The sequence below is a fragment of the Alistipes sp. cv1 genome (assembly GCF_900240235.1).
GTDB lineage: Bacteria > Bacteroidota > Bacteroidia > Bacteroidales > Rikenellaceae > Alistipes_A > Alistipes_A hominis.
The window spans coordinates 418,576-435,571 of record NZ_OEPW01000001.1; the positions used below are offsets into that span (position 1 = coordinate 418,576).

The 16,996-nt window shown below is 56.4% G+C and carries 14 protein-coding genes; 7 read left to right on the top strand and 7 right to left on the bottom strand.

All coding sequences use genetic code 11. From position 1 onward, the window contains the following. Nucleotides 1–48: 48 nt before the first annotated feature. The 3 genes from lysS (at nucleotide 49) to C1A08_RS01770 (ending at nucleotide 3,978) form a co-directional block, all read left to right on the top strand. Nucleotides 49–1,773, top strand: a complete 1,725-nt coding sequence (lysS, locus tag C1A08_RS01760; RefSeq protein ID WP_055205542.1) for a lysine--tRNA ligase — start codon at nucleotides 49–51, stop codon at nucleotides 1,771–1,773. Nucleotides 1,774–1,823: 50 nt separating this feature from the next. Further along, entirely contained in the window at nucleotides 1,824–2,582 is a 759-nt protein-coding gene (gene tpiA, locus C1A08_RS01765; RefSeq protein WP_055205541.1) for a triose-phosphate isomerase, read from the top strand. A gap of 106 nt (nucleotides 2,583–2,688) precedes the next feature. Beyond that, nucleotides 2,689–3,978, top strand: coding sequence for a hemolysin family protein (locus C1A08_RS01770; protein WP_101570973.1), 1,290 nt, complete (start codon nucleotides 2,689–2,691; stop codon nucleotides 3,976–3,978). A 92-nt stretch (nucleotides 3,979–4,070) separates the two neighbouring features. Here C1A08_RS01770 and C1A08_RS01775 read toward each other — a convergent pair whose 3' ends face one another. The 6 genes from C1A08_RS01775 to bioB form a co-directional block, all read right to left on the bottom strand. Continuing rightward, nucleotides 4,071–4,370: a hypothetical protein gene (locus C1A08_RS01775; protein ID WP_101570975.1), complete on the bottom strand. Its 300-nt coding sequence runs from the start codon at nucleotides 4,368–4,370 to the stop codon at nucleotides 4,071–4,073. 54 nt (nucleotides 4,371–4,424) lie between these two features. After that, entirely contained in the window at nucleotides 4,425–5,531 is a 1,107-nt protein-coding gene (mtnA, locus tag C1A08_RS01780; RefSeq protein ID WP_101570977.1) for an S-methyl-5-thioribose-1-phosphate isomerase, read from the bottom strand. Between the two features lie 147 nt (nucleotides 5,532–5,678). Further along, nucleotides 5,679–7,070, bottom strand: coding sequence for an NADPH-dependent glutamate synthase (gene gltA, locus C1A08_RS13345; RefSeq protein WP_055205538.1), 1,392 nt, complete (start codon nucleotides 7,068–7,070; stop codon nucleotides 5,679–5,681). A 66-nt stretch (nucleotides 7,071–7,136) separates the two neighbouring features. Further along, the gene (locus C1A08_RS13350; protein WP_055205537.1) at nucleotides 7,137–8,021 is read right to left on the bottom strand and encodes a sulfide/dihydroorotate dehydrogenase-like FAD/NAD-binding protein; all 885 of its coding nucleotides are present in this window, start codon (nucleotides 8,019–8,021) and stop codon (nucleotides 7,137–7,139) included. Between the two features lie 44 nt (nucleotides 8,022–8,065). Then, complete coding sequence (locus tag C1A08_RS01795; protein WP_172970756.1) at nucleotides 8,066–9,148, bottom strand: DUF1573 domain-containing protein; 1,083 nt, start codon at nucleotides 9,146–9,148, stop codon at nucleotides 8,066–8,068. A gap of 70 nt (nucleotides 9,149–9,218) precedes the next feature. Beyond that, nucleotides 9,219–10,178 (bottom strand): biotin synthase BioB, encoded by a 960-nt coding sequence (gene bioB, locus C1A08_RS01800; protein WP_101570981.1) that lies wholly within the window; start codon nucleotides 10,176–10,178, stop codon nucleotides 9,219–9,221. A 66-nt stretch (nucleotides 10,179–10,244) separates the two neighbouring features. Between bioB and bioD the strand changes: the two genes are divergently transcribed. Next, entirely contained in the window at nucleotides 10,245–10,904 is a 660-nt protein-coding gene (bioD, locus tag C1A08_RS01805) for a dethiobiotin synthase (protein WP_101570982.1), read from the top strand. Nucleotides 10,905–10,990: 86 nt separating this feature from the next. Here the strand turns inward: bioD and C1A08_RS01810 are convergent, their stop codons facing one another. Continuing rightward, nucleotides 10,991–13,201 carry a sodium-translocating pyrophosphatase gene (locus C1A08_RS01810; protein WP_101570984.1) on the bottom strand — a complete coding sequence of 737 codons (2,211 nt, stop codon included), beginning with the start codon at nucleotides 13,199–13,201 and terminating at the stop codon, nucleotides 10,991–10,993. Nucleotides 13,202–13,376: 175 nt separating this feature from the next. Between C1A08_RS01810 and C1A08_RS01815 the strand changes: the two genes are divergently transcribed. From C1A08_RS01815 to C1A08_RS01825, 3 genes are all read left to right on the top strand, one after another. After that, entirely contained in the window at nucleotides 13,377–13,922 is a 546-nt protein-coding gene (locus C1A08_RS01815; RefSeq protein WP_055205532.1) for an RNA methyltransferase, read from the top strand. A gap of 100 nt (nucleotides 13,923–14,022) precedes the next feature. After that, on the top strand, nucleotides 14,023–14,838 hold the full coding sequence (gene panB / locus C1A08_RS01820; RefSeq protein ID WP_101570986.1) for a 3-methyl-2-oxobutanoate hydroxymethyltransferase: 816 nt from the start codon (nucleotides 14,023–14,025) through the stop codon (nucleotides 14,836–14,838). 269 nt (nucleotides 14,839–15,107) lie between these two features. After that, nucleotides 15,108–16,985, top strand: coding sequence for a fimbrillin family protein (locus C1A08_RS01825; protein WP_101570988.1), 1,878 nt, complete (start codon nucleotides 15,108–15,110; stop codon nucleotides 16,983–16,985). The last annotated feature ends 11 nt before the right edge of the window (nucleotides 16,986–16,996 follow it).

Consider the following 16,996-nt stretch of genomic DNA (forward strand, 5'->3'; position numbering starts at 1 on the left):
ACATTTGCAGCCTACTTATTACGGACTTTTGCAATCAATCCACACCCTATGAGCATCTCTGAACTTAGCGAACAGGAACAGATCCGGCGCAACTCGCTGGCCGAACTGCGTAAACTGGGCATAGAGCCTTACCCGGCGGCCAAATACGAAGTGACGGCAACCGCCGCGCGGATCGCTGCGGAGTACGATCCCGACAAAGGAAATTTCCAGGAGGTTTCGATTGCCGGACGGATCATGTCGCGGCGGATCATGGGAAGCGCCTCGTTTTTCGAACTGCAGGACCACACCGGCCGGATTCAGGTGTACGTCAAACGCGACGACATCTGCAACGGCGATCCCGAATCCACGCTGTACAACAAGGTTTTCAAAAAACTGCTCGATATCGGCGACATCGTCGGCATCCGGGGATTCGCCTTCATTACGAAGACCGGAGAACTGTCGGTGCATTGCAAAGAACTCACGGTACTGAGCAAATCGCTGCGCCCGCTGCCGGTCGTCAAAGAAAAGGACGGGCAGGTATACGACGCCTTCAGCGATCCGGAACTGCGTTACCGCCAACGTTATGTCGACCTGATCGTCAATCCGCAGGTACGCGAAGTATTCCTCAAACGCAGCAAGATCGTCAACACGATGCGCGCGTTTTTTAACGAGCAAGGATACGTGGAGGTCGAAACGCCGATCCTACAGTCGATTCCGGGGGGAGCTTCGGCCCGTCCGTTCGTCACGCACCACAATGCGCTGGACATCCCGCTTTACCTACGGATCGCCAACGAGCTGTACTTGAAGAAACTGATCGTCGGCGGATTCGACGGCGTATACGAATTCGGCAAGGACTTCCGCAACGAAGGTATGGACCGTACGCACAATCCGGAGTTCACCGTAATGGAGATATACGTCGCGTACAAAGATTACATCTGGATGATGGGATTCGTCGAAGAGATGCTCGAACGCGTGGCAAAAGCATTGCACGGCAAGACCGAAGTTATGATCGACGGTCGTGAGATCAGTTTCGCCCGGCCGTTCCGCCGCGTTACGATGACCGATGCGATCCGCGAGAAAACCGGCTTCGACATCACCGGCAAGAGCGAAGGCGAGCTGCGCGAAGCCTGCAAAAAGCTGAACGTGGAAACCGACGAGACGATGGGCAAAGGCAAGCTGATCGACGCGATCTTCGGACAGTACTGCGAAGAAGATCTGATCCAGCCTACTTTCGTAACGGACTACCCGATCGATATGTCGCCGCTGTGTAAACGCCACCGCAACAACCCCGACCTGACCGAGCGGTTCGAGTTGTTCGTCAACGGCAAAGAACTGTGCAACGCTTATTCCGAGCTGAACGACCCGATCGACCAATTGGAACGCTTCCAGGAACAGTTGCGGCTCAGCGAAAAAGGCGACGACGAGGCGATGTTTATCGATATGGATTTCGTCCGAGCGCTCGAATACGGTATGCCGACCTGCTCGGGAATGGGAATAGGAATCGACCGACTGACGATGTTCATGACCGGACAGACGACGATTCAGGACGTGCTGTTCTTCCCGCAAATGCGGCCCGAAAAAGCGGCGCAGAAAGATCCGGAAGAGAAATACGCGGCGGCCGGCGTTCCGGCCGAATGGGTTCCGGTATTGCAGAAAATGGGCTTTTTGACCGTCGACGCACTGAAAAAACTGTCGGCAGGCAAGCTGTTCAACGACCTGTGCGGCTATAACAAGAAAAACAAGCTGGGACTGAAAAACCCGACTGCCGACGAAGTAAAAACATGGGTGGAGTAACGGCAGTACCGATCAACGAAAAGACATCAAGGATTAAATACCGAAAAATTATGAGAAAGAAAGTAGTAGCAGGTAACTGGAAAATGAACACCACCCCTGCGGAAGGCGTAGAATTGTTGAAAGGCGTAGCCGCACTGAAAGGCGACGTTTGCTCGTGCGTGAACTTCATCGTAATTCCGCCGTTTACGCACCTGTCCGAGATCGTAAAGAACGCCAAAGGAACCGGCATCGCCGTCGGAGCGCAGAACTGCGCCGCCGAAGCCAAAGGTGCCTACACCGGCGAAGTTTCGGCTAAGATGATCGCTTCGCTGGGCGTGGAATACGTGATTCTCGGCCACAGCGAACGCCGCGAATATTACGGCGAAACCAGCGCTACGCTGAACAAGAAAATGGTTCAGGCCTACGAAAACAACCTGATCCCGATCTATTGCGTCGGCGAAAAACTCGAAGAACGCGAAAACGGCAAATATTTCGACGTGGTGCGCGCGCAGATCGAAGAAGTGGTTTTCAACCTGACCCCGGAACAGTTCTCGAAACTGATCATCGCTTACGAACCCGTATGGGCGATCGGAACCGGTAAAACAGCTACCGCGGAACAGGCTCAGGAAATCCATGCGTTCATCCGCAAGGTGTTGGCCGAAAAATTCGGCGACGCCGCAGCCAATACCGTGATCCTGTACGGCGGAAGCTGCAAACCGAGCAACGCTGCCGAACTTTTCGCCAAGGAAGACGTCGACGGCGGCCTGATCGGAGGCGCCGCTTTGGTAGCGTCCGACTTTATCGGCATCGGCAAAGGTTTTTCGAAATAATCTGTTACCGGATTTCAAACGAAGGGGCCGCGGTTTCGAAACCGCGGCCCCTTTGTTTTTCTGCGAAACTTGCTTATCTTAGCGCGGTAACTATTCTCATATCTGAATGGAAATTGTCATAATTATCGGGCTGATCCTTTTGAACGGCTTATTGTCGATGTCGGAAATCGCGATGGTGTCAGCCCGGAAATCCCGCCTCGAAGCGGACTCCAAAAAAGGCAGCCGGGCGGCGCGTACCGCCCTCAAATTAGCCAACAGCCCCGATACATTCTTGTCTACGATCCAGATCGGCATCACGCTGATCGGCATCTTGACGGGTCTCTATTCCGGCGAGGTGCTGGCGCAGAATTTCGGCAAAGTAATCGCAACGATCGAGCCGCTGCGGACGCACGCGGTAGCCATCGCCCAGACGCTGATCGTTGCGATCGTCACTTACCTGACGCTGATCGTCGGGGAGCTCGTCCCGAAACGAATCGGGATGCAGGCTGCCGAAAAGGTCGCCAAACTGGTGGCGCGGCCGATGAACGTACTGTCGAAAATCGCGCTGCCATTCGTATGGCTGCTGTCAAAGAGCACTTCCGGCATGCTGCGCCTGCTCGGAATCAATACGCTGGGAGAAAGCAAAGTCACCGAAGACGAGATCAAAGCGATCATCCAGGAAGGAACCGTCGGCGGCGAGATCCAGGAAGTCGAACAGGACATCGTGGAACGCGTATTCAACCTCGGCGACCGCAACGTAGGGTCGATCATGACGCACCGCAGCGAACTGGTGTGGCTGAACATCGACGCCACGAACGACGAGATCGAACAAATCGTCAAAAACAACCTGTTCAACACCTATCCGGTGGCCGACCGGAATCTCGACTCGATCGCCGGCGTAGTGTACCTCAAAGACCTGTTCGGACGGTTGGACGAAGAGGGATTCTCGCTGTCGAAAGTGATTCGCCCGGCCCAATACATTCCGGAGAACCTGAGCGTTTACAATGCGCTCGAACTGATGCGGACGACCGGCGGACGCTACGGCATCGTCACCGACGAATTCGGCAGTATCGAAGGGATCGTAACGTTCAAAGACATCATCAAGGCGCTGGTAGGCTCGATGCCCGAAGCGGGCGAAGAACAGGACATCGTCGCCCGCGACGACGGCAGTTATCTGATCGACGGACAAATCCCGTTCTACGACTTCCTCGCGTTCTTCGACCAGGAGGAACTGTACAACGAATTCAATTACAACACGCTCAGCGGGCTGATCCTCGAAGAGCTGGAACATATCCCGCAAACCGGCGAAAAGCTTTCGTGGCGCAATTTCAACTTCGAGATCGTGGATATGGATGCGGCCCGAATCGACAAAGTCCTCGTATCCATGAAACCGGCTGCGAACGGCGAACCGGCATAACATAACGTCGGAATCGGAACAAGAAACCGGCAAAACAAGAAGCAGGGCGGAGAACCAAAATTTTCCGCCCCGCTTTTCAATACCGGAATAATTTACCTGCCCAGCGCTTTCAGACCGGCCATCATCCCCATGATCGACGAGAAGAAAATGATCCACATCGCGATCGCAATCGCGATCCAGATCAAAGACGCCTTACAGTAATTGGCTTTCGTCTTGTTAACCCCGCCGCCGAAAGCCCAGACGAACAGCATCACGATATTAACCAGCGGAATCGCGAGTATCAGCATGACCAACATCCATTCGCCCACCGAGACGACGGGCGTTTGTTCTGCGGGTTGTTGTTGCACCGGAACGTTCTGCACCGGATTTCCATGATCGTCCAATATTTCCATAGCATGAAGTTTTAAAGGGCTCGTTCAACCATCTTCTTGTTTTCTGAAATAACCTTATTCCTCCGTTTTCGAACCGGTCTCGGCGGAGTCCTTTTCCTCCTCCCCGAACCACCGTTCGAACGTTTCGTTGTACGGGGCACGGGCGATTCCGCGTTCCGTAACGATCGCCGTGATCAGGTTGGCCGGGGTCACGTCGAAAGCCGGATTGTAGACTTTGACATCGTCCGGAGCCATACGCCGGGCATACCACATGTCGGTCACCTCTTCCGATCCGCGCTCCTCGATGACGATCGCATTCCCGTCCGGACAGCGCCGGTCGATCGTCGACGTAGGCCCCAGCACGTAGAACGGAATCCCGTAATGCCGCGCCATGATCGCCAGTCCCGACGTACCGACCTTATTAGCCGTATCCCCGTTCATCGCGATCCGGTCGCAACCGACGATAACCGCCTGTACCCAGCCTTTCCGCATCACTACGGAAGCCATGTTATCGCATATCAGCGTGATATCGACTCCGGCGTAACGCAACTCGTAAGCGGTCAGGCGCGCGCCTTGTAGCAACGGACGCGTTTCGTCGGCATACACTTTGAAATTATAACCCTGCTGCTGCCCCAAATAGACCGGAGCCAAAGCCGTTCCGTATTCCGAAACCGCCAAATGACCGGCATTGCAGTGCGTCAGTATCCCCATTCCGGGACGCAACAGCGATAGAGCGTACACGCCGATCCGGTGACACGAGGCGGCATCTTCGTCCCGAATCGCCAGAGCTTCGCGCAGCATTTGCCGTTTAATCCTGGAAACGGGCAGTTCCCGGTTGCGTAGTACGCACCGTTCCATCCGCTCCAACGCTGCCGACAGGTTCACCGCCGTCGGACGGGACGATTCGAAATAATCGCGGATTTCGACGAACCCCTTGTAAAAGTCATCGAACTTCCTCGCACGCAGCGATTTGCAACACACGTAAATCCCGTAAGCCGCCGTAATGCCGATCGCCGGCGCACCGCGAACCTTCAACCGGTGAATAGCGTCCCATACCGCTTCCTTCGTCGATAGCGACAGGTAAACTTTCTCACCGGGCAGGCTCGTCTGATCCAGAATGATAACGGCATTCACCTCTACATCCAGCCGGACCGCCTGCAAATCGGTAAACAATTGTCCCATGATTCAGTTTTCAAGTCCTCACACAAAGTTATATTTTTTCGCTATAACCTGCAAACGCCGCAACGATTCTTCCTACCCGATACTTCAAAAAGACATTCGGACGCATATTTGCGTCCGAATATCCCATTCGATTCCCAGAGTACCGGATCAGACCTTGCCTTGAAGGTACCGGTCGATCGCTTTGGCGGCCCGACGACCCGCGCCCATGGCGAGAATCACCGTCGCCGCGCCGGTCACGGTGTCCCCGCCGGCAAAAATACCTTCGCGGGACGTCTGTCCCCGCTCGTCGTCGGCCACGATACAGCCGCGCCGGTTGGTCTCCAAACCGTGCGTGGTCGATGCGATTAGCGGGTTCGGCGAGGTCCCGAGCGCCATAATCACCACGTCGCACTCGATATCGAACTCCGAGCCCTCGATTTCGATCGGAGAACGGCGCCCCGACTGATCGGGTTCGCCGAGTTCCATCCGCACGCAGCGGATTCCCCGCACCCAGCCTTTGTCGTCGCCGAGTACCTCGACCGGATTGGTCAGCATCTGAAAAGCGATCCCTTCCTGTTTGGCGTGATGCACCTCTTCGACGCGCGCCGGAAGCTCCGTTTCACTGCGGCGGTAGACGATATGCGCATCGGCGCCGAGACGAGCCGCCGTCCGAACGGCGTCCATCGCGACGTTACCGCCTCCGACCACCACGACCCGTTGGCCGACATAGATCGGCGTATCGTAACGATCGTCGTAAGCCTTCATCAGATTCGCCCGGGTCAAAAATTCGTTCGCCGAAACCACCCCGTTCAGGTTCTCGCCGGGAATACCCATAAAACGCGGCAGTCCCGCGCCCGACCCGATGAACACGGCCGAATAGCCTTCTTCGTCGAGCAGCGAATCGACCGTCACGGTACGTCCTACGATCACGTCGGTTTCGATCTCGACGCCCAGCTTCAATACGTTCTCAATCTCTTTGGCCACGACCTTTTCTTTCGGCAGGCGGAATTCGGGAATTCCGTATTGAAGCACGCCGCCGGCCTTATGCAGCGCTTCGAAAATCTTGACGCCGTATCCCATTTTAGCCAGGTCGGAAGCGCAGGCCAGACCGGCCGGGCCGCTGCCGACGACGGCCACTTTTTTACCGTTGGGCGCAGCCGTCGCAACCGCTTCGCCGCCGTTGGCAATGCTCCAGTCGCCGACGAAACGTTCCAGTTTGCCGATCGCGACCGGCTCGCCCTTGATACCGAGGATGCAGGAGCCTTCGCACTGACTTTCCTGCGGGCATACGCGCCCGCACACCGACGGCAGCGAACTGTCCTGACCGATGATGCGCGCAGCTTCGGCGAAATCGCCCTTGACAACCTGCTCGATAAACTTCGGTATTTGCAACGAAACGGGGCAGTGCTCTACGCAACGCGGCTTTTTACAATCCAGACAACGGCTCGCTTCGAGCTGAGCCTCCTGAAGGTCGTAACCGTAACAAACCTCCTCGAAATTGGTGACCCGCACTTTCGGGTCCTGCTCCCGAACGGGAACACGGGGTATTTTATTTGCCATTTTTTATTCTGAAAACAATTGCTCCGGCCACGGCGGCCGGAATACCGTTCGATCGTCCGGGGAGACCTACCGGTCGAGCCCCACCTTGCAGACATGCCCTTCGGCACGCTCCTGCTCTATTTTCGCCTTGCGGCTTTCGATGGTCTTATACATGCCTTGACGGCGCATCGCTTCGTCGAAATCGACCTCGTGCCCGTCGAACTCCGGGCCGTCCACGCACGTGAAGCGCGTCTTGCCGCCGACCGTTACCCGGCAGGCCCCGCACATGCCCGTACCGTCGACCATCAGCGTATTCAGGCTGACGATCGTCTTCAGACCGTACTGCTTCGTCGTCTTGGCCACGAACTTCATCATAATCATCGGACCGATGGCGATCACTTCGTCATAGCGTTTCCCCTGCTTATCGATCAGGTCGCGCATCAGGTCGGTCACCATGCCGTGAAAACCGGCGCTACCGTCGTCGGTAGCGATATATACGTTTCCGGCAACCTGCTTCATCATGTCGACGAAAATCAGCGTATCCTTATTCTTGGCGCCGATAATCACATCGGCTTTGATCCCATGCTGCGAGAGCCATTTGACCTGCGGATAGACGGGGGCCGTCCCGACGCCGCCGGCGATGAACAGTATCTTCCGCGAACGCAGCGTTTCGATATCTTCGTGCACGAAATCCGACGGCCGGCCCAGCGGACCCGCGAAATCGGCCAGTTCGTCGCCCGGATTCATAGCGCACAACTTCGTCGTCGAATAACCCACCGTCTGCGTTACGATGGTTACCCACCCTTCCGCCGCATCGTAATCGGCGACGGTCAGCGGGATACGTTCCCCCTTTTCGTCCAGTCGCAGGATGATGAACTGCCCCGGCTTTGCCGAACAGGCGACACGCGGAGCCGCAATGTCCATCCGGTAAATATTGGGCGCGAGCAGCTCCTTTTTAATGATTTTATACATTTCTGTTTGTTTGGTTTAGGTCTTTATCTTACGATTTAAAAAATTTATTCCGCAATGTTCGCCGCCAGCCGGATTTCGCGCATCGGCCGCGACGGATCGTTGACGATCAATACGATATGATCCATCAGCTTCCCGGCGGGGGCGCCTTTCGTATTCAGCATAACGCTGAACGTGACGCTCTCGCCCGGGGCGATCTCCCGTTCGGGATCGAGCGTCGTGGACATGCGCTGTCCCAATTTCATATCGCGGAAAACCAGCGGCTCTTTTCCGTCGTTAGTCAGCGTAAAGTCGCGGCGCAGTTCCCCGGCCGCCTTTTGATTGCCGAAATGGTAATACTGGGACGAAAAAGCCGCTTTCGGAGCCTGCTCCAACTCGGCAGCCGTCAGCGACGAGAAATCATCCGTAGCGATTCCGGTAGCCGAAAATTCGGTATCGGCGAGCTCGTCGTTCACCATCAGCGAAAAAACGCCGGAAAGAACTCCCCACACGTCGCAGTCGCGCAAGTCGTAAGTGACCGTCAGAACGCCTTTCTGCTTCGGTTCGATCCGGGTGGCGGACAAAGCTACGTCCAGGTAGGGTTTCGCTTTCGGATAGACGACCGTCATGTTGAGCGGACGCTCCGTATCGTTATAGTATTCGATGGTTTTCGCTTTGATCGAACCGCGCGGCACATATCCCAGATTCACCGTACGGGTCGCCAGCCGCAGCGCGCCGGCCCGAACGGGGTACAACTCGCCGACCTCCTGCGGACGCGGGGTCACCTCGCCGGTAATGCTGATGACATTACGCCCCCCTCCGCTGCTTTGAATCGTGATGTCTTTGCGGAAAGCGCCCGGACGTCCCTCCGGGTTGTAGGCGATCCGGATCGTTCCGCGGCCTCCGGGACGTACCGGTTCCCGACTGTACTGCGGCGTCGTACAACCGCACGTCACCGTCACTTTTTCGATCACGACCGGCGATTTCCCTTTGTTCTCGAATTCGAACTCGTGCGACACCGCTCCGTCCGCCTCCCGGATCGTTCCGAAATTCCACACCTGCTGCGGAAATTCCAATACGGAATTTTGGGCGGGAAGCATTCCCGTCCACAAACAACCCAGCAATATCAACCCTATTTTCCAGCTTTTCATCGGTTCGGACGATCGGTGCGCAAAATTAAGCATTTCCCGCGAAATTCGCAATTCAGGCGCATAACGGACGTTACACCTCGAATCCGCACCGGATAAACATCCGTTTATCGGTTTCGATATCCGATCCGGTCGTAGTCAGCATATCTCCGACGATCAGCGCGCTCACGCCGCACTGCAACAACCGCTCTTCGAGATGCTTGATCCGCGTACGGCCGCCGGCCAGCCGGATAGCCGCTTCGGGATTGAGGATCCGCATGACGGCCACCGCCCGAACGATTTCCGAATCGGTCAGCGGCGGCGCCCCGGCAAGCCGCGTTCCGGGAATCGGATTCAACACGTTGACGGGAATCGAAACCGCCCCGGTCTGCCGCAGAGCGATGGCAAATTCGACGCGTTGCTCCTCGCTCTCGCCCATGCCGATGATCCCGCCGCTGCATATCTCCAGGCCGGCTTCCCGCGCCCACCCGATCGTCCGCAGCTTCTCGGCCACCGTATGCGTCGAGCAAAGTTTCGGAAAATAGGACGGGGCCGTTTCGAGGTTGCAGTGGTAACGCCGCACGCCGCTCTCTTTGAGCCGGCGCATTTGTTCCAGGTTCAGCAACCCGAGCGACGCGCAAAGCGAAACGGACACCTCGGAGCCGATCCGGCGATAGATCGCGCAGATCCGGTCGGTATCGGCATCGGAAAGCGTCCGACCGCTGGTTACCAGCGAAAAGCGCTTCACGCCCTTGCGTGCATTGCCGGCCGCCTCTTCGACCGCTTCCCTGGCTCCTACCAGCGGATAGACCTCGACTTCCGTTTTATGAAATTTCGACTGAGCGCACCACTTGCAGTCCTCGCTGCAACGGCCGCTGCGGGCGTTCATTATCGAACACATGTCGATCGTTTTCCCCTGATAGCGCGTGCGCAACGCATGAGCCAACGCGCACAGTTCCGTTTCCGGAGTCGTTCTCAGCAATTCCAGCGCTTCGTCGTATCCCAGACGATACCCCTGTTCGATTCTCTCTTTCAGACGACCGATCATTTCCATCCCATTTTATTTGCTTGTTATCTGCAAAGGTACTACATTTGATCTGAATTTTACGTTTCCCCTTTTATGAAAAAAGTATATTTCGTCACCGGCATCGACACCGATGCCGGCAAAAGCATCGTTACCGGAGTTCTCGCGCGCGATTGGGCCGGACGGGGCCGGCGCGTCGTCACCCAAAAATTCATCCAGACCGGCTGCCCCGGACTGTCGGAAGACATCGAAACCCACCGCCGGATCATGGGAACCGGGCTGTTGCCGGAAGACCTCGACGGCACGACCTGTCCGATCGTCTTCACCTACCCGGCCTCGCCGCACCTGGCGGCTGCGATCGATTCCCGCAGGATCGATCTGTCGCTGATCGGGAAATGCACCGAAAAACTGCTTGAAAAATACGACGTCGTCCTGCTCGAAGGAGCCGGCGGGCTATTCGTTCCGTTGGAAGGGCTGTACAATACGATCGATTACGTCGCCGAGCGTCGGCTGCCGGTCATACTGGTCACCTCGCCGCGACTCGGCAGCATCAACCATACGCTGCTGAGTCTCGAAGCGTGCCGCAACCGGAATATCGAAGTCGCCAAAGTGGTCTACAACCTCTATCCACCGACCGACGCGCCGATCACGGACGGCACGCGGGATTACCTGAAAACGTACCTGCGGGAGTTTCATCCGCAGGCCCGGTGGCTGGAGGTAAACGACCGGTACGAAGTATCGGAAGGAAGCCTTTGAACTGCGGTTCGTCCCGCGCACGAACAATACGAAAGGCTCCGGTTGCTGACCGGAGCCTTTTATTTACTGTCACAAACGGAAACCGCCTAAAGCAAATGCATCGAAACGGTCAAGCCGGCCACCACGATCGAAACCATACTCATCAGTTTGATCAGGATGTTCAGCGACGGGCCGGACGTATCCTTGAACGGATCGCCCACCGTATCGCCCACGACCGTAGCTTTATGGTTGTCGGAACCCTTGCCGCCGAAATTACCTTCCTCGATAAATTTCTTGGCATTGTCCCAAGCCCCGCCCGAATTGGCCATGAACACGGCCAGCACGAATCCGGCGCTCAGGCTGCCGATCAGCAGCCCCATCACCCCGGCCACGCCGAAAATGAAGCCGACCAGAATCGGAACGACGATCGCTATAATCGACGGGAACAGCATTTCGCGCTGGGCCCCTTTGGTCGAAATAGCGACGCAACGCGCATAATCCGGAGTCGCCTTGCCTTCGAGAATACCTTTGATTTCCCGGAACTGGCGGCGCACCTCCTCGACCATACTCTGCGCGGCGCGGCCGACAGCGTTCATCGTAAGTCCGCAAAACAGGAACGCCATCATCGCGCCGATAAAGGCGCCGACCAGCACGTTCGGATTCATCAGAGTCACCTGAAAATAGTCCATCATATCCAGGATATTGGCGTCGGCAATGGCTTTGGTCGTACCGTCGGCCAGTTGCAGGGTCGTCTCCCCGATGTGCTGCATCCCGATCTTGACCTCTTCGATATAGGAAGCCAGCAGCGCCAACGCCGTCAGCGCGGCCGAACCGATCGCGAACCCTTTACCGGTGGCGGCCGTCGTATTACCGAGCGCATCCAGCGCATCGGTGCGTTTGCGCACATCCGGATCGAGTCCGCTCATTTCGGCGTTACCGCCCGCATTGTCGGCGATCGGGCCGTAAGCGTCGGTCGCCAGCGTAATCCCGAGCGTAGAGAGCATCCCCACCGCCGCGATACCGATCCCATAAAGCCCTTTGCTGATGTTCTCGGCCGAAATCATGTGCTGCACGTCGAAATTGATCGCGCACAGGAAGGCGAGGATGATCGCTACCGCAATCGTGATTACCGGGATCGCCGTCGAGATCATACCCATTCCGATTCCGGAAATGATTACCGTCGCTGGTCCCGTTTCAGAGCTTTTGGCTATCTTCTGAGTCGGTTTATAAGAGTGGGAAGTATAATATTCGGTAGACTGCCCGATGATGATACCGGCCAGCAGGCCGACGATCACCGAAAACGAAATCCCGAGCCAGTTGTCGATCTGTAACACGTACAGTATCCCGAACGTACAGATAGCGATCAGCACCGAGCTGACGTTGACGCCGATGCCCAGCGCGCCGAGCAACTGTTTCATCGTAGCCCCCTCTTTCGTCCGCACGAGGAAAATACCGATCACCGACAACAGGATGCCCACCGCCGCGATCAACATCGGAGCCAGCACGGCCTGCATCTGCATACCGCTGCTCGCGAAGGCGGCTGCGCCCAGTGCGGCCGTCGCGAGAATCGAGCCGCAGTAACTTTCGTACAGGTCGGCGCCCATACCGGCCACGTCGCCCACGTTATCGCCTACGTTGTCGGCGATCGTAGCGGGGTTGCGCGGATCGTCTTCCGGAATCCCGGCTTCCACCTTACCGACCAGGTCGGCGCCCACGTCGGCCGCTTTGGTATAAATACCTCCTCCCACGCGGGCGAACAGCGCTTGCGTCGAAGCCCCCATCCCGAACGTCAGCATGGTCGTCGTGATGATCATCAGCTTTTGCGTCCCGGTGGCGTCGATGAAATGATTCAGGATCAGGTACCACACCGAAATATCCAACAGACCGAGTCCTACGACGACCAGTCCCATCACGGCTCCGCTGCGGAAAGCGACTTTCAGCCCCTTATTCAGCGATTGGCTGGCGGCATGGGCCGTACGCGCCGAAGCGAACGTCGCCGTGCGCATCCCGATAAAACCCGCCAGCCCGGAAAACAAGCCGCCGGTCAGGAACGCGAACGGCACCCACGGATTCTGCACACCGAGGCCATAGGCAAGAAACGCAAAGAACAACACGAGGATCAGAAATACGATCGCAACCACCCGGTACTGCTGCCGGAGGTAGGCCATCGCCCCTTTACGGACGTGCGCGGCGATCTCTTTCATACGGGGAGTGCCTTCGCTCTCTTTCATCATCGAGCGGAAAAAGTGCCATGCGAAGCCCAACGCTATCAGCGAGGCGACCGGCACGAGCCAGAAAATAAGTGGTGTGTTACTCATAACGGTTAATAGTATTAGATTATCTGAATTTTTATGAAAATTTCCGATACTCTTCAGTCCGCCGTTTTTCAGACCCGTTACGCACCAAACCGTTTCGTCGAACGAACAAAATTGCTCAAAGTTAATAAATTATTTTAAGATAAACTATCTTTGCAGCGGATATTCAATCGAAAATATGCGTAAAATTTCAAATCAGGAATTGGGGCGTCCTTCGGCCGAAGCGTTCGCTGCGATGGAAAAATGTCCCGTCACGGTCGTGCTGGACGACGTGCGTAGCGGCAATAACACAGGCTCTTTTTTCCGCACCGGCGACGCTTTCGCCATCGAACGACTCTGCCTGTGCGGGATCACCGGCACCCCGCCCGACCGGGAGATCCACAAGACCGCGCTGGGAGCCGAAACGACCGTAGAGTGGACGTATTTCCGGGATGCCGCGGATGCGGTGAACGAACTGAAAGCGCAGGGGTATACGATCCTGGCCGTCGAACAGGTCGAAGGCGCCGTCATGTTGGACGACTGGCGTTACAAGCCCGAAAAGCGCTATGCGTTGGTTTTCGGCAACGAGGTGAACGGGGTACGGCAGCAGGTAGTCGACTTGTGCGACGGAGCCATCGAGATCCCGCAGCGGGGAACCAAACATTCGCTGAACGTCTCGGTATCGGGCGGCGTGGTGCTGTGGGAAGTTTTCCGGCAATGGAGGGCATCGAAAGCGGCACAGTAACCGGCGGCGACACGGAAACGAAGTCCGTTCGAAAAAACGAAAAATCGTTGCCCGTTGCAAATTATAATTTTACATTTGCCCTGTCTAAACTGTGAAAATTATGTCGACAGATAATAAAACGCGGGTCGTGACCACCTACCGCCTGCAGGAGATGAAAAGCCGCGGGGAAAAAATAGCCATGTTGACCGCCTACGATTATTCGATGGCGCGGATCGTGGACAGCGCCGGCGTGGACGTGGTGCTGGTCGGCGATTCGGCCGCCAACGTAATGGCCGGTTACGAAACCACCGTGCCGATGTCGCTCGAACACATGATCTATCACGCCCGTAGCGTAACCCGGGCCGTCAAACGAGCGCTGGTCGTGGTGGACATGCCGTTCGGAACCTATCAGGGCAATTCGAAAGAAGCCCTCGCCTCGGCCGTTCGGATCATGAAGGAGTCCGAAGCCGACGCCATCAAACTGGAAGGGGGCGAAGAGATCCTTGAGTCGGTACAGCGCATCCTTTGCGCCGGAATTCCGGTCATGGGACACCTGGGACTTACCCCGCAGTCGATCCATAAATACGGCACCTACAGCGTCCGGGCCAAAGAGGAAGCCGAAGCCCGAAAGCTGATCCGCGACGCGCACCTGCTCGAAGAGGTCGGCTGCTTCGGAATCGTCCTCGAAAAAATCCCTGCGACGCTCGGCGCGCAGGTCGCCTCGGAACTGAAAATCCCGCTGATCGGCATCGGGGCCGGAAACGGCGTCGACGGACAAGTGCTGGTGATTCACGACATGCTGGGGATCAACAACGAATTTTCGCCGCGTTTCCTCCGCCGTTACGCCGACCTGTATTCGGTTATGACGGACGGGGTGAGCCGTTACGTGTCGGACGTCAAAAGCGGCGATTTCCCGAACGAAAAGGAGCAGTACTGATCGTTCCATCCATTCCCGCCGCATAGATCAAACGGCGCGTTTTTATGCAAAGCCACGATCGAAACGATCGTGGCTTTATCGTTGCGTCCCCCTCACAAGACATCAAGACATTTTCTATCATTTTTGTAACTTTTACGAGCGTACTCCGTTATAATAAATAAATTTGACAGTGTAACTTACGCATTCATACAGACAAAAGCCCGAAGTCCGTATCGACAAAACCTCGGAAAGACAGCGAATACCGGATTCGCTTTCCGACGTGAAACCAGATGATGAAAAAAACTGCCAGACAAAAAACGCTGCCGTTTATTATTTTGCCGCTCGTAGCACTCCTTGCCACGAGGTGCGCCAAAGACGACTGTCCGTCCGACAAAAAACCGGGCAAAACCGAAATCTTCATTCGCGCCGCTCAGGAAACGGCCTCTTCCGCATCCCCGGAACAGGAAAGTCATTCGAAAACGATCATCGGCGGCGACAATCTCGATAAAGTATACTGGTCGGAACTGGATGCGATCCGGGTCTATTGGCGGCCGGCGGGAAGCGACGAAGCGCTGAACGGACAGACGTTCGAATGTTTCCGTCCCTACCCGTGGGGAGCGTTGTTTTCCACGCAGATGTCCGACCTCGAAGCCGGCGACTATACCTATTACGCCGCCTATCCCGCGCCGGAGTCCGTGGACGGCACCCGGGCGACCTATACGCTGCCCGCCGTGCAGGACGGAACCTACGACATGCGCGATTACGACATCAAAGATCAAACCTCGCACGGCGCTTATAAAGGAAACTGCGATTTCATGCTGGCCCGTCCGGTAACCGCAGCGGCGCTGACGGCCGGGAGCGAAACCCTGGCGATGCACTTCATTCACCAGTGCCACGTCATGCGAGTACAGGTTCCGGTCGGCCGCAACCAATGGGGCGAACGGGTGAGCCGGCTGAGAGTCGAATTTCCCGCAGCCGTAGTGGGAAGAATGACGATGGATCTGGCCGACCCGACCGCTGCGCCGCAGCTGACCGAAGGCGGCAACACGGTCATCGCCGAACTGAAAAATCCGCTGACCGAATCGACCGAGGATAATCCGGACGGAAATTACGTATGGCTATTCCTGTGTCCGGGCAACATCAGCGGCGACGTCCGTTTCACGGCTTACGACGAGAACGGTTACCAGTCGGGAAGCCTCAGCGTGCCGATCGACAGAACGCTGGAAGCCGGACGGATCACGCCGGTCACGCTGACGGTTCCGGACGAACTGCCGGTCACGTGGCTCGACTTCTCGATCACGGGCAACAATCTCGGCGAAGAACCGAATTCTTTCACCGTAACGGCCCCGGACGGGGCGACGTTCCGCAACGGAACGAACAAACAGTCGTTCACGGTCAATGCGGAGAATAAATACATGCTCGGCTTCTACAACGAAGTGGACGGCCGGGCCAACGGCGACCTGATCCGCAACGGCGGTTTATCTTTTTCATACGATTCGGAACATGCCATCGTAACTTCACACAAGGCCGTCGATTTCACAGCGGAAGCCCACACTGAAATCAGCCTGACCGTACCGTATCTGTTTTATGAAGACTTCGGCGGAGCGGGCGGGAGCGACAGGAACAACAACACGGAAGACTTGGGAAAATACAACCTTACGGGCTGGTCGGCTTCCCGGTTCGGAATCCAGGCCAACACCTCGGCCATGATATTCGGTTACCTGGGATCATCCATTGTGACGGATCCCGACAAAGGAGACAATCACCGGGGGCGGATCGACACTCCCCACCTGACCGGTCTCAAGGAAGGCGCGAATGTCTCTTTGCTCGTTTCATACGACGTGGGAGGAACGAAAAAAAACGGAAACACAATACTGAATAAAACAACCGTCATGTATTCCAAATACGACTTCGGCACCGACACCAAGACGGGAACGATCAAAGGGGACGGCAATGCGATCGAGAACATATTTCTGACCGAAGAACCCGGTACGAACGGCAGTTATACGAATCTGCCTGTTCACAGGAACATCACCGTAACCGGATGCACCAACAAACACCGCCTATCGTGGAGAGCTTCATTTCGGGTAGACGGGCAAGGCTTATCCACGATAACAGCAGGCGATACCTACGTTTACATAGACAATATACGGGTTTCCATAAAATAACAGAACCAAAC